General features: G+C 39.9%; 21 protein-coding genes. 2 read left to right on the top strand and 19 right to left on the bottom strand.

What is annotated here, in order from left to right:
- Positions 1–11: 11 nt before the first annotated feature.
- The 16 genes from accB to ACXAEY_RS07770 all read right to left on the bottom strand — a co-directional run bounded on the left by accB (position 12) and on the right by ACXAEY_RS07770 (position 11,312).
- Entirely contained in the window at positions 12–500 is a 489-nt protein-coding gene (gene accB, locus ACXAEY_RS07845; protein ID WP_474811188.1) for an acetyl-CoA carboxylase biotin carboxyl carrier protein, read from the bottom strand.
- Positions 501–828: 328 nt separating this feature from the next.
- Entirely contained in the window at positions 829–1,380 is a 552-nt protein-coding gene (locus ACXAEY_RS07840; RefSeq protein ID WP_270179228.1) for a SpoIIIAH-like family protein, read from the bottom strand.
- A gap of 1 nt (position 1,381) precedes the next feature.
- A complete protein-coding gene (gene spoIIIAG / locus ACXAEY_RS07835) occupies positions 1,382–2,017 on the bottom strand; it encodes a stage III sporulation protein AG (RefSeq protein WP_270179229.1) in 636 nt (211 codons plus the stop codon).
- A 5-nt stretch (positions 2,018–2,022) separates the two neighbouring features.
- Positions 2,023–2,622: a stage III sporulation protein AF gene (gene spoIIIAF, locus ACXAEY_RS07830; RefSeq protein WP_270179230.1), complete on the bottom strand. Its 600-nt coding sequence runs from the start codon at positions 2,620–2,622 to the stop codon at positions 2,023–2,025.
- 13 nt (positions 2,623–2,635) lie between these two features.
- Positions 2,636–3,820 (bottom strand): stage III sporulation protein AE, encoded by a 1,185-nt coding sequence (spoIIIAE, locus tag ACXAEY_RS07825; protein ID WP_270179231.1) that lies wholly within the window; start codon positions 3,818–3,820, stop codon positions 2,636–2,638.
- 19 nt (positions 3,821–3,839) lie between these two features.
- A complete protein-coding gene (gene spoIIIAD, locus ACXAEY_RS07820) occupies positions 3,840–4,229 on the bottom strand; it encodes a stage III sporulation protein AD (protein ID WP_270180586.1) in 390 nt (129 codons plus the stop codon).
- A 12-nt stretch (positions 4,230–4,241) separates the two neighbouring features.
- On the bottom strand, positions 4,242–4,448 hold the full coding sequence (gene spoIIIAC, locus ACXAEY_RS07815) for a stage III sporulation protein AC (RefSeq protein WP_224878330.1): 207 nt from the start codon (positions 4,446–4,448) through the stop codon (positions 4,242–4,244).
- A gap of 19 nt (positions 4,449–4,467) precedes the next feature.
- Positions 4,468–4,980, bottom strand: coding sequence for a stage III sporulation protein SpoIIIAB (spoIIIAB, locus tag ACXAEY_RS07810; protein ID WP_270179232.1), 513 nt, complete (start codon positions 4,978–4,980; stop codon positions 4,468–4,470).
- Between the two features lies 1 nt (position 4,981).
- On the bottom strand, positions 4,982–5,917 hold the full coding sequence (spoIIIAA, locus tag ACXAEY_RS07805; protein WP_270179233.1) for a stage III sporulation protein AA: 936 nt from the start codon (positions 5,915–5,917) through the stop codon (positions 4,982–4,984).
- A gap of 151 nt (positions 5,918–6,068) precedes the next feature.
- On the bottom strand, positions 6,069–6,731 hold the full coding sequence (locus tag ACXAEY_RS07800) for a TetR/AcrR family transcriptional regulator (RefSeq protein ID WP_474811184.1): 663 nt from the start codon (positions 6,729–6,731) through the stop codon (positions 6,069–6,071).
- A 12-nt stretch (positions 6,732–6,743) separates the two neighbouring features.
- Entirely contained in the window at positions 6,744–7,763 is a 1,020-nt protein-coding gene (locus tag ACXAEY_RS07795) for an ABC transporter permease (RefSeq protein WP_474811182.1), read from the bottom strand.
- 5 nt (positions 7,764–7,768) lie between these two features.
- The gene (locus ACXAEY_RS07790) at positions 7,769–8,482 is read right to left on the bottom strand and encodes an ABC transporter ATP-binding protein (protein WP_474811180.1); all 714 of its coding nucleotides are present in this window, start codon (positions 8,480–8,482) and stop codon (positions 7,769–7,771) included.
- A gap of 117 nt (positions 8,483–8,599) precedes the next feature.
- Complete coding sequence (gene efp, locus ACXAEY_RS07785) at positions 8,600–9,157, bottom strand: elongation factor P (protein WP_270179237.1); 558 nt, start codon at positions 9,155–9,157, stop codon at positions 8,600–8,602.
- Between the two features lie 21 nt (positions 9,158–9,178).
- On the bottom strand, positions 9,179–10,246 hold the full coding sequence (locus ACXAEY_RS07780) for a M24 family metallopeptidase (protein WP_270179238.1): 1,068 nt from the start codon (positions 10,244–10,246) through the stop codon (positions 9,179–9,181).
- Positions 10,247–10,268: 22 nt separating this feature from the next.
- Positions 10,269–10,688: a type II 3-dehydroquinate dehydratase gene (aroQ, locus tag ACXAEY_RS07775; protein WP_270179239.1), complete on the bottom strand. Its 420-nt coding sequence runs from the start codon at positions 10,686–10,688 to the stop codon at positions 10,269–10,271.
- A gap of 102 nt (positions 10,689–10,790) precedes the next feature.
- Positions 10,791–11,312 carry a YqhR family membrane protein gene (locus tag ACXAEY_RS07770; RefSeq protein ID WP_270179240.1) on the bottom strand — a complete coding sequence of 174 codons (522 nt, stop codon included), beginning with the start codon at positions 11,310–11,312 and terminating at the stop codon, positions 10,791–10,793.
- Positions 11,313–11,534: 222 nt separating this feature from the next.
- Here ACXAEY_RS07770 and ACXAEY_RS07765 point away from each other — a divergent pair, with 222 nt between their 5' ends.
- Entirely contained in the window at positions 11,535–12,482 is a 948-nt protein-coding gene (locus tag ACXAEY_RS07765; RefSeq protein WP_270179241.1) for a DUF1385 domain-containing protein, read from the top strand.
- Positions 12,483–12,504: 22 nt separating this feature from the next.
- Positions 12,505–12,894, top strand: coding sequence for an SA1362 family protein (locus tag ACXAEY_RS07760; protein WP_270179242.1), 390 nt, complete (start codon positions 12,505–12,507; stop codon positions 12,892–12,894).
- 44 nt (positions 12,895–12,938) lie between these two features.
- Here the strand turns inward: ACXAEY_RS07760 and ACXAEY_RS07755 are convergent, their stop codons facing one another.
- The 3 genes from ACXAEY_RS07755 to ACXAEY_RS07745 all read right to left on the bottom strand — a co-directional run bounded on the left by ACXAEY_RS07755 (position 12,939) and on the right by ACXAEY_RS07745 (position 17,048).
- Complete coding sequence (locus ACXAEY_RS07755; RefSeq protein WP_474811177.1) at positions 12,939–13,847, bottom strand: patatin-like phospholipase family protein; 909 nt, start codon at positions 13,845–13,847, stop codon at positions 12,939–12,941.
- 75 nt (positions 13,848–13,922) lie between these two features.
- Positions 13,923–14,363 (bottom strand): transcriptional regulator MntR, encoded by a 441-nt coding sequence (gene mntR, locus ACXAEY_RS07750; protein ID WP_270179244.1) that lies wholly within the window; start codon positions 14,361–14,363, stop codon positions 13,923–13,925.
- Between the two features lie 186 nt (positions 14,364–14,549).
- The gene (locus ACXAEY_RS07745) at positions 14,550–17,048 is read right to left on the bottom strand and encodes a vitamin B12-dependent ribonucleotide reductase (protein ID WP_474814760.1); all 2,499 of its coding nucleotides are present in this window, start codon (positions 17,046–17,048) and stop codon (positions 14,550–14,552) included.
- Positions 17,049–17,148 lie beyond the last annotated feature (100 nt).

Here is a 17,148-nt window from a genome sequence, read left to right as displayed (position 1 = left end):
TGCGTACCGCCTTATTCTTTCACTAGGAACAGAGGCTGTCCGTATTCAACCAGCTGCCCGTCCTCTACTAGTACTTCAACGATTTCCCCTTTAACTTCTGCTTCGATTTCATTAAAGAGCTTCATAGCTTCAATAATGCATACGATGCTTTCTTCAGACACTTTTCCCCCAACATTTACGTACGCATCTGAATCGGGATTAGGACGAGCATAGAACGTACCAACCATCGGAGATTCAATCTTATGTAATGAGTCGTCAACTTGCTGATCTGCTGATTCTTCTTTTGCTTGCTCTTTAACAGGAGCTTTCGCTTCTGGTTGAGGTGCTGCTACAGGTGCTTCCTGCATAACAGGCTGTTGAACTGCTTGCGGCGCTTGAGCATATTGAACGTCGTTCTTCTTTAAAACTACCTTAGAACCTTCATTTTCATATTCAAATTCATCAATACTCGACTCATCAATTAATTTAATCAATTCGCGGATTTCTTGAACTTTTAACAAAATCTACACTCCCTATCATTTACAATTGTTTTTTATAATGAGGCGTTTTTGAACCATGCCTCGTTTACTACTGATTATACCATAGATATTCTGCTCAATAGTATTTCCTACTAATAGCAGAAAGAATACACCCCATGATTTAAGACCATTATATATGAGCAGGTCATAAGCCCATTTATCATAACATATCATATTGGTCGATGGTAGTTTAGCTAAATCAGTCTTCTATTTAGCGTAACAAATTACGTAATCGTTTTCATTAAGGAAACTAAAAAACGATATAAATGTAACCAAAATAAAAAAGGTGGAGTCTCCTCCACCTTTCACGTTACTTTACTGGCTGGAATTCAACTGCGATTCGCTGCTGATTTCCTAGCTGTTCTTGAGCCAAAACCATGATGTTGTTGGCTTCTTCATTCGATAGCTGTTCGGCTTTAACGATGACCCTCACTTTGTTATCAGCCAGTGTATATACAATCGCATCGCTGTATCCTTCTGATTTTATTAAATTTTCGAGGACAGATTCTTTTTGTGATAAAGCTAGTAATTCTTGACGTTGTTCATGAGCTTCGTTCCTTAAATCCGTTGAAGCTTCGCTTGCAATCACTGCAGTATATTCCTCAATTGCGGCGTCTCGTTCTTCCTGAATATCTAACCTAAGTGCTGCAAACGTTTCATCGCTTGAGACGCTCGATGTTACCATATCTTCATCTGCATTTGTTTCTTTCGCATCTTCTTTCTTAGATTCCTCCTGGCTCTGTTCTTGATCATCTACAAAAGCCACGTTTTCAGAATTAGGTGTCATGATATAATAAGCCGATAGAACGATAATCAAACTAAGCATTGTAAGAAGCCAGACAGTTTGCTTTTTCAAGACCATATTATGAATCCCCCTTTTCGGTTTTCGGAAGTACCATAACCCTATGACTCTTCACATCTAACAACCTTGTTACTGCATCTACAATCATCTTTTTCGTTTGAGCACTTTCTGCACCTTCAGCCACAACGACCACACCACGTACGACTGGCTTTCTAGTTGAAACAACGATAGGACCTTGACCCTGATCATTTTGTATTACGACCACTTGCTCCTCGCTGGATTGTTCCTCGATTTTCCTAGATCCACCTTCGTTCGGTGTTTCATAAGTATATTTATCTGTAGAAGTGCGATTCTTCTCTACTATTTTTTCTTCGGTGGAATCCAAGTTTACGATTACAGTAGCGTTCGATACTCCTTTCACCTCATCCAGCGCTTCTTTCAACTGTGTTTCATAATGGTTTTCATATTCTGCAATCGTTGATGGATTTGAAGCTTTCTGACCAAATGCAGGTTCACTTTCATTCGAAGCAGTTTTATCTGACGTAACCACCTGTGCTGGACCTGGCGATGCGAAGAAGTTTTCGGTAAACATGAAGAGTATCCCTACCCCCACTGCTATAACAAGATATAAAAGCGGCATTCCTTTTTTCTTCTTCGGCTTTTTTAATTGATCGAGCCAACTTGACTTACTTTCCATGGCACCTACTCACCCCCCTCCACCTCAACTCCAACTTGATTCGGATAAAGCTGCCATTCATCTGCTAAAAAATAAGCTACTTTCTTGGCATCTGCATTCAATTCTTCCTCTTCGCTCTCAGAAAACGATATCGATACCGCTTCAATATCATTCACCGCTGTCTCTTCACTGTATTCTTTAACTTTGACTGCTATTTGATCGATATTTTTCTCGCCTTCAACTTCCCCTAAAGCTAACGCAAGATCGCTAATCTCTAAATTAAATTGTTCCCTCAACTCCTTTTCAACTTGACTTTTCAATTGGACAGCCATTTGTTCTTCAATATATGCAGAGTTTGAAGCTTGTATTTCACTTTTCTTTGTTTCGATGCTATTTTCCATCTGGATGCTCGTATTTGAATCCCTGATCGTAACCGATCTAAGCATTGCGTCAAAGTCTTCCGTAAATATCTTAAGCAAAGGTGAAAGGATAACTGCCATCAACATGAGTCCAATCACCATCTTCACGTACCGTTGCATATTAGAATTCGGTAACAGCAGTTCAAGAACAGTTGCAATCAGGATAAGCAAGATAATGTTTGTTACCCACCCTGTAATAATATCCATCCAATCCCCCCCCTCAACGAACCATTAAAGTAATATTTCCTGAAGCAATAATGATCGTTACGGCTAAGAAAAACATGAGAGATACAATTGATAGTGCTGCAAAAATAAATAGTACACTTTTTGAAATAACGTTTAGAGATTGAATCATAGGACCGCCACCTAAAGGCTGGATGACTGCTGCAGCGATATTATAGATCAGCGCTAGAGCAAGTACTTTTAATGCCGGAAAAGCACAAAGCATGAGCAGAATAACAACCCCTGCTAGTCCAACAGTATTTTTTAATAGAACCGATGCACTTAGGACTGTATCTGTTGCATCTGTAAACATCCTACCGACAACCGGGATGAAGTTTCCTGTAACGAATTTTGCAGTCCTAATCGTGATTCCGTCAGCAACAGCTGTCGTTGCTCCTTGAACAGATATCACGCCTAGAAATATAGCAAAAAACACTCCCAGTGTTCCGATCGCTATATTTCGAAGTAAATTAGATAACTGTGTAACTTTATAATGTTCGCTAATCGTACTAACGATAGCCAACACCGCCGATAGAAATAATAAAGGTAGAACAAACTTCTGAATTAACAAGCCTCCAGTGTTCACTAAAAACAAAACGATCGGATGGAAGAAAGCTACGGATGCTATTCCACCCACGGATGCCATGAGAGCTAGCAAGAGTGGAATCAGCGCAAGGAGAAAACTCATCATATTCGTAATCGCTGTCTCTGTATATTGAATCGCTACATGAAAACTGTTCAAAGCTAGAATGATCAACACCATATAGGTAATAGAGTAGGCAACTGTACTTACTGCCTTATGTTCAAATGCATTCTGCATGTTCTGGAGTAATATGCTAAAAATAGTAAGCAAAATTAAACTTCCTAGTAACTTTCCATGTACTAATAGTTCATGGAAAAGGAATTTCACAAATCCTATGAAATAAGCTTTCAAAGATAGCTGCTTTTCTCCTTTTACAAACTCCAAAAACGTACCTTTTTGACTTTCTGGTAAGAATCCCCCATACTCATCAAGCACTTGATTCCAATATGCTTGAATTTCTTGTAAGCCGAGCGAATTTAACTGCTTGTCTACAAATTGATCAGTCATCGTTTCCTTGCTTTCACCATCATCAGCTAAAGCCTCAGAAGGATAAAAGATAAAGAGGAAAAACAGCAAGAGCATCAGTTTCTTAAGAGGCATGTCCCATTCCTCCTCTCACTCATGTCGGTAACAATCTCAAAACTGTTTCAATGATTAATTTAAGGATAGGAATTGCCATTGCCATAATCAGTAACTTACCGGCAAGTTCAATCTTTGAAGCGATCGCGCCCTGACCGGCATCTCGCGTTATCTGTGCACCAAACTCAGCAATATAAGCAATCCCTATTATTTTCAACACAGTTTCTACGTAGATGATCTCTATATTTGCCTTTGAAGCTAGGCCTTCCAACATCTGAATAATATGCTGGATTTCCCCTATGAGATATAGAAAGATTATTGCTCCTGTGAACACGGTAATTGTAAATGCGAAGACCGGCTTTTGTTCTTTAACGACAATGGCTAGGAATGTTGCGATCAACCCTATTCCAACTATTTGTACAATATCAATCGCCGACACCCCCTAACCCTGGAAAAGAAAGACTCCCCGGATTTTCTGAAATAAGTCATCGATTATCGTGATCACCATATACAAAACGACGATAAAACCTATTAATGTGACCCACTGAGCGTATTCTTCCTTCCCCATCTGTTTTAAAATCGTGTGTAGCATCGCTACGATGATTCCGATCCCAGCAATCTGAAATATTTTGTTCACATCATGATTCATCCGCTTATCCTCCCAGTGACTAAATCAATAGAATGACGAGAAGAATACCTCCTAGGAACCCGAGACTTTTGAACATCTTTTCATATTTCATTTGATTATTTCTCGCTTCTTGCTCTTCTCTCTCTAAATGGATCAAAGCAAGCTGCAACTGCTTTTGCTCATGCTCACGATCCTGTTGGCCAATCGTTGCACCAAGCTGTTTCATAATTTCTTTCTCTTCCTGTCTGAAAGCAGTATACTTCCAAACTTCATCCATGCTTTTCATCCAGGCATCATATGCCGTCGTATGGCCTTCTTCTAGCTTCTTTCTGAAAGAGTCGAAAAACCATGAGACAGGATGACCTACTTGTCTACAAATATGACTACAAGCTACGCTTAAAGGCGTCATGCCATAAACGATTTCAGCTTCCAGAGACTGAAGGGCTGACTTTAGCATTCGGAGTTGTCTAGACCGCTCACTTACCGTCCTAGACCATTCGACACCTGCCCAGGTACTTGCTAATACAATTAAAATTGCACCGAGTAGCTTCATGCTAGATCACCTTCGAACGACGTATTTCATTTCCTTTATGGTCTTTCACCGATTTCACAGTACCTGGCCCTCTTGTTCTGGAAAGTTCAACGAAGCGCTTAAACATTCCGGATCTTATCAATTCTTGAATGCTCGGTCGCCTATATAAATCTTCTATCGTATTTCCATGCACCGTCACAACAAGTCTGATGCCTGCGTTAACGGCTTCGATAATGGCTTCACTCTCTTTAAGTCCACCTATTTCATCCACGATCAGAATGTCAGGACTCATCGAGCGAATCATCATCATCATTCCTTCAGCTTTTGGACACGCGTCAAGAATATCGACCCTTTTTCCTAATTGATGCTGAGGTATGCCTTTTACACACCCTGCAATTTCAGATCGTTCATCAATAATGCCCACTTTTGAAGAGGCGATCCGTCTTCCTTTATCTCCTTCAGCCATCAATCTTGTAAGATCACGCAACAATGTTGTCTTCCCTGAATTTGGAGGACCAAGGATAACTGTATTCATCCAACCATCTGAATATAGGTATGATAATAGCGGGGTAGCAATCCCGATCTTTTGCTTAGCAATTCTTACATTGAATGAGGCGATATCTCGAATCGCTTTAACACTCCCGTTGGATGTAATCACCTTCCCAGCGAGCCCCACCCTATGGCCACCCTGAATGGTGACAAAGCCTTTTTTCAACTCTTCCTCTAACGCATACAAAGAATATTGGCTTAATTTATTCGTCATTTGAGAAGCATCTTCTCTTGAAACGTAGTACTCTCTACCATTAAGACGAGGAAACTGTGGGCTGCCGTTAATAATCACTTCTAGAGGCCGGTTAATTCGTAATCTAATCTCTTCGATCCCACCTCTTTCCTGTTTTGAATACTGTTTGATAATCTCCTTTACTCCTTCGGGCAGGACACGTAGAACTTCTTCCATAAATGTCCCCCTTTCCTAGCATGTACTCCTTACACTAGTATTCCGGTGCTATATGAATTATGTCTTACCTGAAAGGTACTAATTTCACTAACAACCTTTGTTTTACTCAAGATAGATGGAATAGAAAAACACCTAGCATAAGTGCTAGGTGTTATCTTGCTTTCATTCCATTCATAATAAAATGGATCGTATGTTTTAGCTCTTCCTCGTCGTTCCAATCGTGCTCTGGAAGGAGGATGTACCTTGCAAAGAGGAAACCACCTATTGATGAGGCGGTTAATCTTATCGCTGTTTGAGTAGGCATTTCAACCAGCTCGCCTTTAGCTTGAAAATGCGACACGATTGCTTCTAATCGCGTATAAACTTCTTTTCCAATTCGGTCGATAAACTGGCTGCGAAGTTCATCATGAAAAGGGATCTCTTGAATTAAAATTTTCACTATAGATTTATGCTTTCCAATAAATTCCTGCCGATTTTTCACGATTGCAATGAGAAAGTCTTCATAGCTTTTATAGTTTTTCTTAAGAACCTTATCTAAGTCTCTAATAATGAAGGGTGCTAGCAGATTACTCATAACAGGCGTCACAATTGCTAACAGTAACTCTTTTTTAGTTTTATAATGCCTAAAAATCGTTCCCTCTGCTACTTCTGCTCGCTTCGCAATCTCACTCGTCGAAGAAGACGAGTACCCTTTCTCAGAAAACATTTGGATTGCCGCTTCAAGAATACGTTTCTGCTTCGGAGTTAACCCTTCACCATAGACATCACTTTCACTTGACTTAAATAATTCATTTATATCTTCTTGCTTACCCATTACACCCTCTCCTTATATGCTACGGTGTTTCTTCAGAGCAAATATATTCATTATGATAAAAACGATTGAAAAACCTCCTAGCACTACTAAGTTCGTCCAGATTTCATTCAATCCTTGTCCTCTAATCATCACGTCTCGAAGTGCATCTGCACCGTAATAGAGAGGTGTTAACGGACCTAGCCAACTCAGGTAATCCGAAATCGTTTCTAATTTAAACAACCCTGCAAAAAAGAATTGAGGTACGACTACTAGAGGAATGAATTGAATCATCTGAAGTTCATTCTTTGCGAAGGCTGATAACAGTATTCCAAGCGTCAGCGCACTTAATGCAATCATGACAGTAATGATTAACACATAGAAAAAGCTACCTTCCATCATTAAGTCGATGACATAAATGCTATAAAGGGCGATAATGGACGATTGAATCGTCGTGAAGATTCCAAAGCCGATGACATATCCCATCACCAGTTCCCATCTTTTGATAGGACTAGCAAGTAATCTTTCCAACGTTCCTTGCGTTCTTTCTCTTAAAAACGAAACTCCAGCAATTAAAAATACAAAAAAGAATATGAAGAAGCCTACCAAAACCGGTCCAATGTTATCAAAGGTAGTTAGATCCTGAGAGCCATACAAATGCTCTACCGATAGTGAGACGGGTGTTGTATTTGGGCTAATCTCATTTTTAATGTTATCTATGATCACATTATTTATAGATGGATCGCTACCCTCTAGTATTAGTTTACTTTCCCCTTGTTCAAAAGTTAAGATCGCGTCATACCCCTCTTGCTCAAGCGTTTCATTAACATCTGTGTCAGAATCTAATTTAACAAATGCGACATTCTCTTGCTCCATATTAGTATAAACAGTGCTTGGGACATCGATTAAGCCAATCTTTAATCCCAACTCTTCTCCATTTAAGACGAGAGATAACATAGTTAGGACAAGGATGGGAGCTAGTATCATCAATGCCATCGTCCGCTTATCATGCAAAAATTGCTTTAGGATGCGATTTACGACTGCTAACACTCTCATGACACTCACCCTCCATATGATAAAAAAGCTTGTTCGATTGTTGATGCTTCGGTTTTGGTCTTTATTTCATCAGGAGTTCCAATCGCGATAAGCTGTCCATCCCGAACCATTCCAAGTCTAGAACAACGTTCAGCTTCGTCCATTACGTGAGTCGTTACGACGATTAACACACCGCTCTCTTTTAATGTTTCAAAGGTATCCCAAATTTTATTTCGTAATGCAGGATCAATTCCGACAGTTGGTTCATCTAAAACGAGAATGTCCGGCTCGTGCAACAAGGCAATTGCAAGTGACAGTCGCCTTTTCATTCCACCAGAAAAAGTCTCTACTTTAGTATTGAGGTCACTTTCTAAATCAACTAGCTTCATGACCTGTTGAATTCGCTCTGCCCTTTTATTACGTTTTACCCCGCTAATACTTGCAAAAAAAACCAAGTTCTCCTTTGCTGTCAATTCATGATATAACGCATCAGCCTGGGCCATATATCCAATTCGCTTAATCAATTCTAAATCAGGCATCTTTTTACCAAAAACGGATACATGTCCTTCAGTAGGCACATCAATACCGCATAGAATTTTAACTAGTGTCGTTTTCCCTGATCCAGATGGACCAAGAAGTCCGAAAATTTCATTGTTAGTGAGAGTTAACGTCACATCTTCAAGTACTTTCTTCTTCCCAAAACGCTTTGTCACATTCGCATCGATAATCGTAGTGGTCACGAAACTCCCTCCCTCAAAATGAGTGATTACTCACTTTTATTATACGATAACTAAAGTGAGTAATCACTCATTTTTTATCAACAAAAAAAACCGCTCCTTTCAAGAGCGGTTCAATTGTTACGCGCGAGATACGTATTCTGCTTTTCCTGTATCGATAACAAGCACATCTCCCTGGTTTACGAAGAAAGGTACTTGTACTGTAAGACCTGTTTCAACGGTTGCAGGCTTCGTGCCACCTGATGCTGTGTCACCTTTAATACCAGGCTCAGTTTCAGTTACTTCTAATTCAACGGTGTTTGGAAGCTCGATTCCAATCGTTTCATCACCATACATACGAATTGAGATCTCCATATTTTCTTTCAAGAACTTTAGTTCATACTTGATTTGATCAGCAGGAAGCTCAACTTGTTCAAACGAGTTTGTATCCATGAACGTATGCATTTCGCCACTTGCATATAAGTACTGCATCTTACGGTTTTCGATGTGCGCTTTCGCTACTTTCTCACCAGCGCGAAACGTTTTTTCTTGAATTGCGCCACTACGTAAGTTTCTTAGCTTAGAGCGTACGAAGGCAGCTCCTTTACCTGGTTTAACATGTTGGAAATCTACAACTTGCCAGATTCCGTTATCTACTTCAATCGTAAGACCTGTTTTAAAATCGTTTACCGAAATCATGTCTTGTCCTCCTCAAGTTTATTATTCACCAAGAATTAATAGTTCTTTAGTAGAATGAGATAGCTTTTCGTTGCCTTTTTCAGTGATGACCGTATCATCCTCGATGCGTACGCCACCTTTGCCCGAGAGATAAATTCCTGGTTCAACCGTTACAACCATTCCCGGCTCTAGGACGGTATCGGATTTAAATGAAAGGCCAGGACCTTCATGAACTTCAAGGCCAATACCGTGACCAAGAGAATGTCCGAAGAATTCACCGTATCCCTTAGAAGCGATATAGTCACGAGAAATCGCATCTGCTTCTTTACCAGTTAGTCCTGGTTTAATTTGGTCCATGGCTTTCATCTGCGCTTCAAGGACTGTGTGGTAAACATTTTTCAATTCTTCACCAGGGTCCCCAATCGCAACTGTACGAGTTATATCTGAACAATACCCTTTGTAATATGCCCCGAAATCAAGAGTAATAAGTTCGTTCTTCTGGATCACCTTGTCAGATGCAACCCCATGAGGGAGCGCTGAACGCTTTCCTGACGCAACGATAATATCAAAAGAAGAAGATGTAGCGCCATTTTTTCTCATGAAGAATTCTAACTCATTAGATACATCAAGTTCTGTTATACCTGTACGGATGTATCCTGTGATGTGTTGAAATGCTGCATCTGCAATCTCTGTAGCTTCTTTTAAGACTTGTAATTCATTCGCATCTTTGATCATGCGATGCTTCTCAAGAAGGCCACTGATCGGTACAAGAGTTCCCTCTACCTTTTGTTCATAAGCTTTAAATACGTTGTATGTAAGTTGTGTTTCTTCAAAGCCTAGCTTTTTAACGCCTAGCTCATTTGCCACTTTTGCAACTTCATCAATAATCGGACCTTTGTGTTGAACAATGTCATAACCTTTTGCTTGTTCGTTAGCTTGATCAACGTAACGAAAATCTGTAACAAACTTCGCATCTTTTTCCGTGATTAATACGACGCCAGAACTTCCAGTGAAATGAGAAAAATATCTTCGGTTGCTAGCTGAAGTAATCAACATTGCATCAATTTCATATTCTTTAAATGACTCTCTTAGTTTCGCTATACGTTCCATCTACTTAGTCCTCCTTATTTGTTTACAGAAATGACAATAAAGCTAGCTCATAGCCCTTCATTCCAAAACCTACAATTTGACCTTCTGAAACTGGTGAAACAACAGACTGGTGACGAAATGGTTCACGTTTATGTACATTTGACAGATGCACTTCGACCACCGGTACATCTACGCTAGCGATCGCGTCTCGAATCGCGTAGCTATAGTGTGTAAAAGCTCCTGGGTTTAGGATAATACCTGCAGCATTCTCTGCTTCATGAATCCAATCGATTAAATCCCCTTCGTGATTCGATTGCTTAAAAGTTAGAGAAACCCCATGCTGCCGAGCTAAGTCATTTAAGCGCACTTCAAGCGTCTCCAATGTCTCGTTACCATAAATCCCTGGTTCTCTTTTGCCTAATCGATTTAAGTTCGGCCCGTTTAGTACGTAGAAATGATTCATTTTAAGCCCCTTTACGATCTATGAGATTTAGAAGTCTCGGTATCCTTTGACGGAATTGAATGCAAAAAAAGAAGAATGTTCCATGAACATTCTACCATAGCTTCATTTGTTTGAATAGGACGCGCCGTTTTGCTGATTTTCGTGATACTCAAACGATATGGAATACCCGATAAATACACCATAAAGAACGTAGAGGCATATCGTAGTAACAATAGTATTCTTATCTAGCTTCATAACTGAGGGAAGGTCAGGAAACATTGGGTTAAGTAAATAGAACACGATGATCCAAAGCAGAATGCCGTATGCTAGTCCAGCAAGCATGTTATTTATTTTCACCATCGTAGCTCGATAAAGAAAAGCGACGCCTATTGATACGATTGCAATGGCGATGATTCCAATCCACTGTCCGAGCTGATCGTTTTTCCATTCTCCTAGCGCCCACGGGGAGAGGATAAGAGATGGAGGAACCTTTGTGAACTTGAATAAATATGTCACGTATCCGATCAATCCCCATATTAACCCTCCAGCTAGCCCTATATTAAGGACCTTTGCCGTAAAACTGAGAGGCTGTTCTTTCTTATCTTGTTCTAATTCTTTTTCATCGTTTTGGCTCTCTTTTTCCATGTCTACACCTCCGATAGTAGTCTATCCCAGAATAGAATGGATTATTTATCTATAATTCACCTATTGAGGCGATTAAAAAAAAGTTTGTTGGGGAAAATGAATATTAACATCGCTTACCTAGAGGTTTTTCCATGTTTCTTGTAGAATGTAAGAAAGACATTTACAAGGTAGTGAGATGATTAAATTCATTCCACTTAAACAAAATTAGGTTGGTGAGAGACATTGTCAGACACAAAAAAACCCGCATACGGTGGGCAAGCGGTTGTAGAAGGTGTGATGTTTCAAGGTAAACACACATCTGTAACTGCAATTCGACGGAAAGATGATTCGATCGATTATCTTGAGATACCTAAGAAACCAAAGCCACTTTTAACTAAATTGAAAAAGGTTCCTTTTATACGAGGAGTCGTAGCCATTATTGATGCAAGCGGAAACGGTACGAAGCATCTGAACTTTTCATCTGAGCGGTATGATGTTGATCCGGCTGATGATGAAGAAGCTCTAAAAAAAGAAGAACCTTCTAAAATGACGTTCTTGCTTGGAGCTGCAGCACTTGGGGTCATTTCATTTGCTTTCGTGAAAACGATTTTCACCATCTTACCTGCACTTGCAGCTGCTTCGCTAGAATTTATATTTCCAGGTCACGTTATCCAAAATATCATTGAAGGTATGATTAAACTCGTATTATTACTTGGATATATATATTTTATATCCTTAACACCTATCGTCAAACGAGTCTTTCAATACCACGGGGCTGAACATAAAGTGATCAATGCCTATGAAGCTGGACTTCCAATCACGATCGAGAATGTTCAGAAGCAGTCTAGACTACATTTTCGTTGTGGTAGTAGCTTCATACTCTTTACAGTTGTAATCGGGGTTTTCATCTACTTAATGGTTCCCTCTGATCCGCTCCTAGTAAGACTCATCTATCGTGTATTATTGATTCCAGTAGTACTTGGTGTTTCTTTTGAAGTACTACAATTAACGAATAAATTCCGAAATATCCCTGTTTTACGCGTGTTAGGTTATCCAGGATTATGGGTTCAACTCTTAACTACAAAGAACCCAGATGATAAGCAAGTTGAAGTTGCGATTTGTTCATTTAAGGAATTACTTGCCCGTGATAAAAAGCACGAAGAAGGCTTAACAAGCACTCAAGTTGTTTAATGACGAACAGGAGGTGAATCATTTGTCACACCGTGTTGTTCAACCTCTTATTTATACAATAATCGGTCTTGCCGCTCTCGGATTTATTTGGAGGCTATTTACTGATCCTATGGGTCTTTTAAAGTATCTTCTCATCACAGCTGCTATCGCTGCTCTAGTGATATTCATCGTCCGTAAGGTTATGGCTAAAAGGATGGGCAAAGTTAATTCTGCATACCAGAAAGCTGCCAAGCAATCTTCTAAGTTGCAGAAGAAACGAGGCGCAACTCGTAAAAGCGCATCTCACCTTCGTGTCATTCCATCCAAACGGTTAGTTCCGAAAAAACGTCCATTAAATGACGATAAAAAACCTAATCCATTTACTGTGATTGAAGGTAGAAAAGGTAAAAAGAAAAACCGCGCACTCTTTTAAAACATAGTAAAGCAGGCTGAGAACTTCTCAGCCTGCTTTTGTTATTAAGTCCTAAAAGATTCCGGTAGCTTTCTCCATCTTCTTAAAAACTGCTCAGTACGCTCCCTCCCGAATGAGATAAGCTTCTTTTGCTCTTGTCTCTCTAGTGAAAAGTCAGTCGCTATTCCTTGTTTAACCGGTATGAACACAATGTTTTGAGCTTTTTGCTTTTCGATATAACGTGCGTCATGTGCCTCTTTCATCGTTTCAAACAAAGCCTGATACAGCTCAATCGCATTTTTTATTTTATGACCAGGAATTTTGTCAAAGCTAGCACTCAACTGGAAACCTAACACAGGACGTAGTTGCTTATTCGATTCATCTGGCTTGAAGACCCATAACGGAAAGTTACTCAATATTCCTCCATCTACAACTAAATGTTTTTTTCCATCGATTGTATAAAGCGGATGAGGTTTAAAAAAGAATGGAAGGCCAGCACTCATTCGTACCGCTTTCGCAATTGAAAATTGCTCGGGTACGAACCCATACTGCTCCAAGTCATCAGGAATGACGATCAACCTGCCTCTTGTGATATCAGACGCGATTATCTTAAGCGACCCTTCTTCAATATCCCCGAACGTTTCGATCCCTTTATTTTTAAGTAGTCCCTGCACCCACTTTTCTAGATCTTTTCCAGAATACAGACCTAGTTTCCAATACAGCATCAACCATCTCATTAACGGAAATGTAAATCCTGGCTTCCGGTCGAGTAGTGCATTTAAGTTTGTATCGAGAAGGATTTTTTCTATTTCGTCACCTGTGTAACCTGCTATGATCAAAGCCGCAATCAGTGCACCTGCGCTTGTTCCTGCAGTGCGTTTAAACTGGAGCCCTTTATCTTCAACAGCTTGCAAAGCACCAACTAAAGCAATTCCCTTAACTCCACCACCAGAAAATACTCCATCGATATACACGCACTACCACCCCTTCTCCTTATTAAATCGTAATCTTATATGAGACGATTTAGTACAAAAAAAAGAACAATCCGATTATACTTCGGATTGCTCATCTTCTTCATTCTTACGTTGCACTTCACGCAAAGCTCCAACGCGGTCTTCTGTTTCTTCAAAATATTGAACAAGATCTCCAATTCTGTCGATTGCATCCCAGCTAAGATGATGTTCAATACCTTCTACATCTTCGTATATGTTTTCTTCATTCACGCCGATTACACTAAGGAATTGTTCTAATAACGCATGACGGTCCACTAGTCTCTTCCCTAGTTTTTTCCCTTTGGGAGTTAGCATAAAGCCACGATACTTCTCATAAACCACATATTTACCTTTATCTAATTTTTGAATCATTTTGGTTACCGAGGAGGGATGTACCTCTAAAGCTTCTGCAATATCAGAAACACGTGCATAACCTTTGTCGTCAATTAGTGAATAAATACGTTCTATATAATCTTCCATACTTGGAGTAGTGGCCATTGGATTCCCTCCATCTTTTATTCCATTTAAGCCAATCAATAAAAGCATACACCATAGTATGGGCTGAGACAAGGAAAGGTTCCTCTTCATGAGGAGCAATTTAATTGGTCTACACTTTCATCGATCTTGTTTTCATAAAAACAAGGAATAAGCATATCGCCTATTCCTTGTGTATCGAGATTTTTATTAAAGTCCACATTTAAGCTGAGCATTACAATTATCGCACGTGTTACATCCGCCAATTTCTTTAACTTGACCTTGTCTACATACGGGACACGTGTTCCCTACTTCTGAGCCTATCGTAACGTCAGTTGATCTTAAATCTGTAATGGTATCTACCAAAACAACCTGTTTCTTCTCTTCCATACCATCCTCAAATTGAAGCTGCTCAAATGAATTCTCTTCAGCCTTTAACGTTAAAACTTGTGAGTCACGGCTTCCATCTACGTATACTGTTCCGCCTTTCGCTCCTCCATGATATAGGCGCTCGTACACTTCTTCTACCTGTTTTACTGTATAGCCTTTCGGCGCATTCACCGTTTTAGAGATTGAACTATCGACCCATCTCTGAATAACACACTGTGTATCAGCATGTTCTTCAGGAGCCAGTTCCATAGCTGATACAAACCATTCAGGTAACTTTTCAGAATCAGCTTCAGGATTTCGTGAGTAGTATTCTTCAACAATATCTGCTTTAACTTCGATAAACTTACCAAGACGTCCACTTCTGTAGTATGAGAAGGAGAAATACGGCTCAAGACCAGTAGAAACACCTACCATCGTTCCTGTGCTTCCCGTTGGTGCAACGGTAAGTAAATGAGAGTTCCTGATTCCATAATCAAGAATGCTATCTCTGATATCATTTGGCATCTGCTGCATGTAGCCAGTGTTCACAAACGCTTCACGAAGACGATTCGTTTCACTTTCAGTTTTGCCTTCTAGGAAAGGAAAACTTCCTTTTTCTTTAGCAAGCTCAACGGATGCGCGATACGCAGTGGTTGCGATCGTCTCAAAGATTTGGTCTGTCAGTTTATTTCCTTCTTCAGATCCATATACAGTCTCACAATAAATGAGAAGATCATGTAATCCCATTACACCGAGACCAACACGTCTTTCACCTAAAGCCTGTGTTTCGTTTTCTTCTAAGAAATATGGTGTTGCATTAATTACGTTATCTTGCATACGAACGCCAACTTCAACCGTTTCTCTCAATTTATCAAAATCAACTGATTTTGAATCTTTGTCTGCCATTTCAGCAAGGTTGACTGCAGCTAGATTACATACGCTGTATGGAGCTAAAGGCTGTTCACCACATGGGTTTGTAGCTACAACTTTTTGTCCATAAGAAGTTGCATTTGTTTTTTCATTCGCATTATCGATAAAGAAAATACCAGGTTCTGCTGAATATGTTGCACAAATATTGATCAAATCCCAAAGTTCTTTCGCCTTCACTTTTCGATAAGTACGTATAGGAAATCCTTGCGCTTCCCAATCTCGTACATCTCCACTTTCATGCCACTTCTGGTTATAGATTTCCATCTGCTCTTTTGTGTAGTTTTCTACGTCAGGGAACTTGAGAGCGTAGTCGTCATCATTTTCAACCGCATCCATAAAGTCTTTTGTCAAACATACTGAAATGTTCGCGCCGGTAAGAAAATCTGGATTATGAACAGAATATGTCCCTCCGGTTTGGATCTTTTCGTGTGCATTCTGAATTACTTTTTCTTCGAAGCCTCCATAACCTTGAATACTTCGGTAGTTTAGAATGCTTTGATACATGGAACGTTCGGTTTCTGTCAGAGGAGTAAACTTCAACTTATCCTCTGCGAGTTTCTTAATCTGCTCATCTTTTGTATTTTCTACTAGGTATCGCAAAATTCTTGGGTTTTGCATTTTAGAGATGATGAATTCAATAATGTCAGGATGCCAATCTGCTAACATGATCATTTGCGCGCCGCGTCTTGATCCACCTTGCTCAACAAGATGTGTTAATTTTGCAATATCGTCTAACCAGGAAACAGATCCTGAAGATTTTCCATTCACACCTCTTGCAAGTGCATTTCGAGGGCGTAGACTTGAGCCGTTCGTGCCAACTCCTCCGCCTCTACTCATAATTTCCATCACCTGTTTTCGGTGCTCAGAAATCCCTTCACGTGAATCTTGAGGATAAGGCATTACGTAGCAGTTAAAGTAGGTAACCTCTGTTTCGGCACCAGCACCATAAAGAACTCGTCCAGCTGGTACAAAGTTCATCGAAGATAGCTCTTTATAAAACCGCTCTTCCCAATATTCTTTTTCACCACTCGTTGTTTCTACCTCAGCAAGACCACGTGCATTTCGTCGTGCGATCTGCTCATAATAAACTTCCAGCGGCTTCTCTATAACATCAAGAGACCTTACGATCATTCCTGTTTCTCGTTCTTCTTCAGAATCTAATACAGCTACATAATCTTCGTGAACCGCAACATGTGCTTTCTTTGTGGCGTGATCGACTTCTTCGATAAAGCCAAGTCCTCGTGCAGGAAACTTCGGGTCTTCCTTAATCGTTAGTACGACAAAGTCTCCTTTTTTCAGGGTTCTTTTCTCTGTATCTTTAAAAGCATATCGATCCAACATCACCAGTCGACTTACACCATCGTGACTTAAGTGCATGTCATCCGTAACGGGATGAACTTGGGAAAACATTTCGATATCTTTGTTTAACTGCTCAATGTTGATTGACCGTCTTCTTTCTCCAGTCTTAATGGTCAATTGAACCCCTCCGTTTCAAAATCTTTTATCTCTT

This window comes from Anaerobacillus sp. ABA4_114, assembly GCF_056159065.1.
This window is presented reverse-complemented; position numbering and strand designations above follow the sequence as displayed.

Coding starts and splice junctions, on each gene's coding strand:
- efp (WP_270179237.1), bottom strand. CDS start 9,157: ATGATTTCGGTAAACGATTTTAAAACAGGTCTTACGATTGAAGTAGAT.
- spoIIIAG (WP_270179229.1), bottom strand. CDS start 2,017: ATGGAAAGTAAGTCAAGTTGGCTCGATCAATTAAAAAAGCCGAAGAAG.
- spoIIIAE (WP_270179231.1), bottom strand. CDS start 3,820: ATGCCTCTTAAGAAACTGATGCTCTTGCTGTTTTTCCTCTTTATCTTT.
- spoIIIAC (WP_224878330.1), bottom strand. CDS start 4,448: ATGAATCATGATGTGAACAAAATATTTCAGATTGCTGGGATCGGAATC.
- spoIIIAF (WP_270179230.1), bottom strand. CDS start 2,622: ATGGATATTATTACAGGGTGGGTAACAAACATTATCTTGCTTATCCTG.
- ACXAEY_RS07800 (WP_474811184.1), bottom strand. CDS start 6,731: ATGGGTAAGCAAGAAGATATAAATGAATTATTTAAGTCAAGTGAAAGT.
- ACXAEY_RS07780 (WP_270179238.1), bottom strand. CDS start 10,246: ATGGAACGTATAGCGAAACTAAGAGAGTCATTTAAAGAATATGAAATT.
- ACXAEY_RS07745 (WP_474814760.1), bottom strand. CDS start 17,048: ATGTTTTCCCAAGTTCATCCCGTTACGGATGACATGCACTTAAGTCAC.
- spoIIIAA (WP_270179233.1), bottom strand. CDS start 5,917: ATGGAAGAAGTTCTACGTGTCCTGCCCGAAGGAGTAAAGGAGATTATC.
- ACXAEY_RS07770 (WP_270179240.1), bottom strand. CDS start 11,312: ATGGAAAAAGAGAGCCAAAACGATGAAAAAGAATTAGAACAAGATAAG.
- mntR (WP_270179244.1), bottom strand. CDS start 14,363: ATGGCCACTACTCCAAGTATGGAAGATTATATAGAACGTATTTATTCA.
- aroQ (WP_270179239.1), bottom strand. CDS start 10,688: ATGAATCATTTCTACGTACTAAACGGGCCGAACTTAAATCGATTAGGC.
- ACXAEY_RS07840 (WP_270179228.1), bottom strand. CDS start 1,380: ATGGTCTTGAAAAAGCAAACTGTCTGGCTTCTTACAATGCTTAGTTTG.
- ACXAEY_RS07795 (WP_474811182.1), bottom strand. CDS start 7,763: ATGAGAGTGTTAGCAGTCGTAAATCGCATCCTAAAGCAATTTTTGCAT.
- spoIIIAB (WP_270179232.1), bottom strand. CDS start 4,980: ATGAAGCTACTCGGTGCAATTTTAATTGTATTAGCAAGTACCTGGGCA.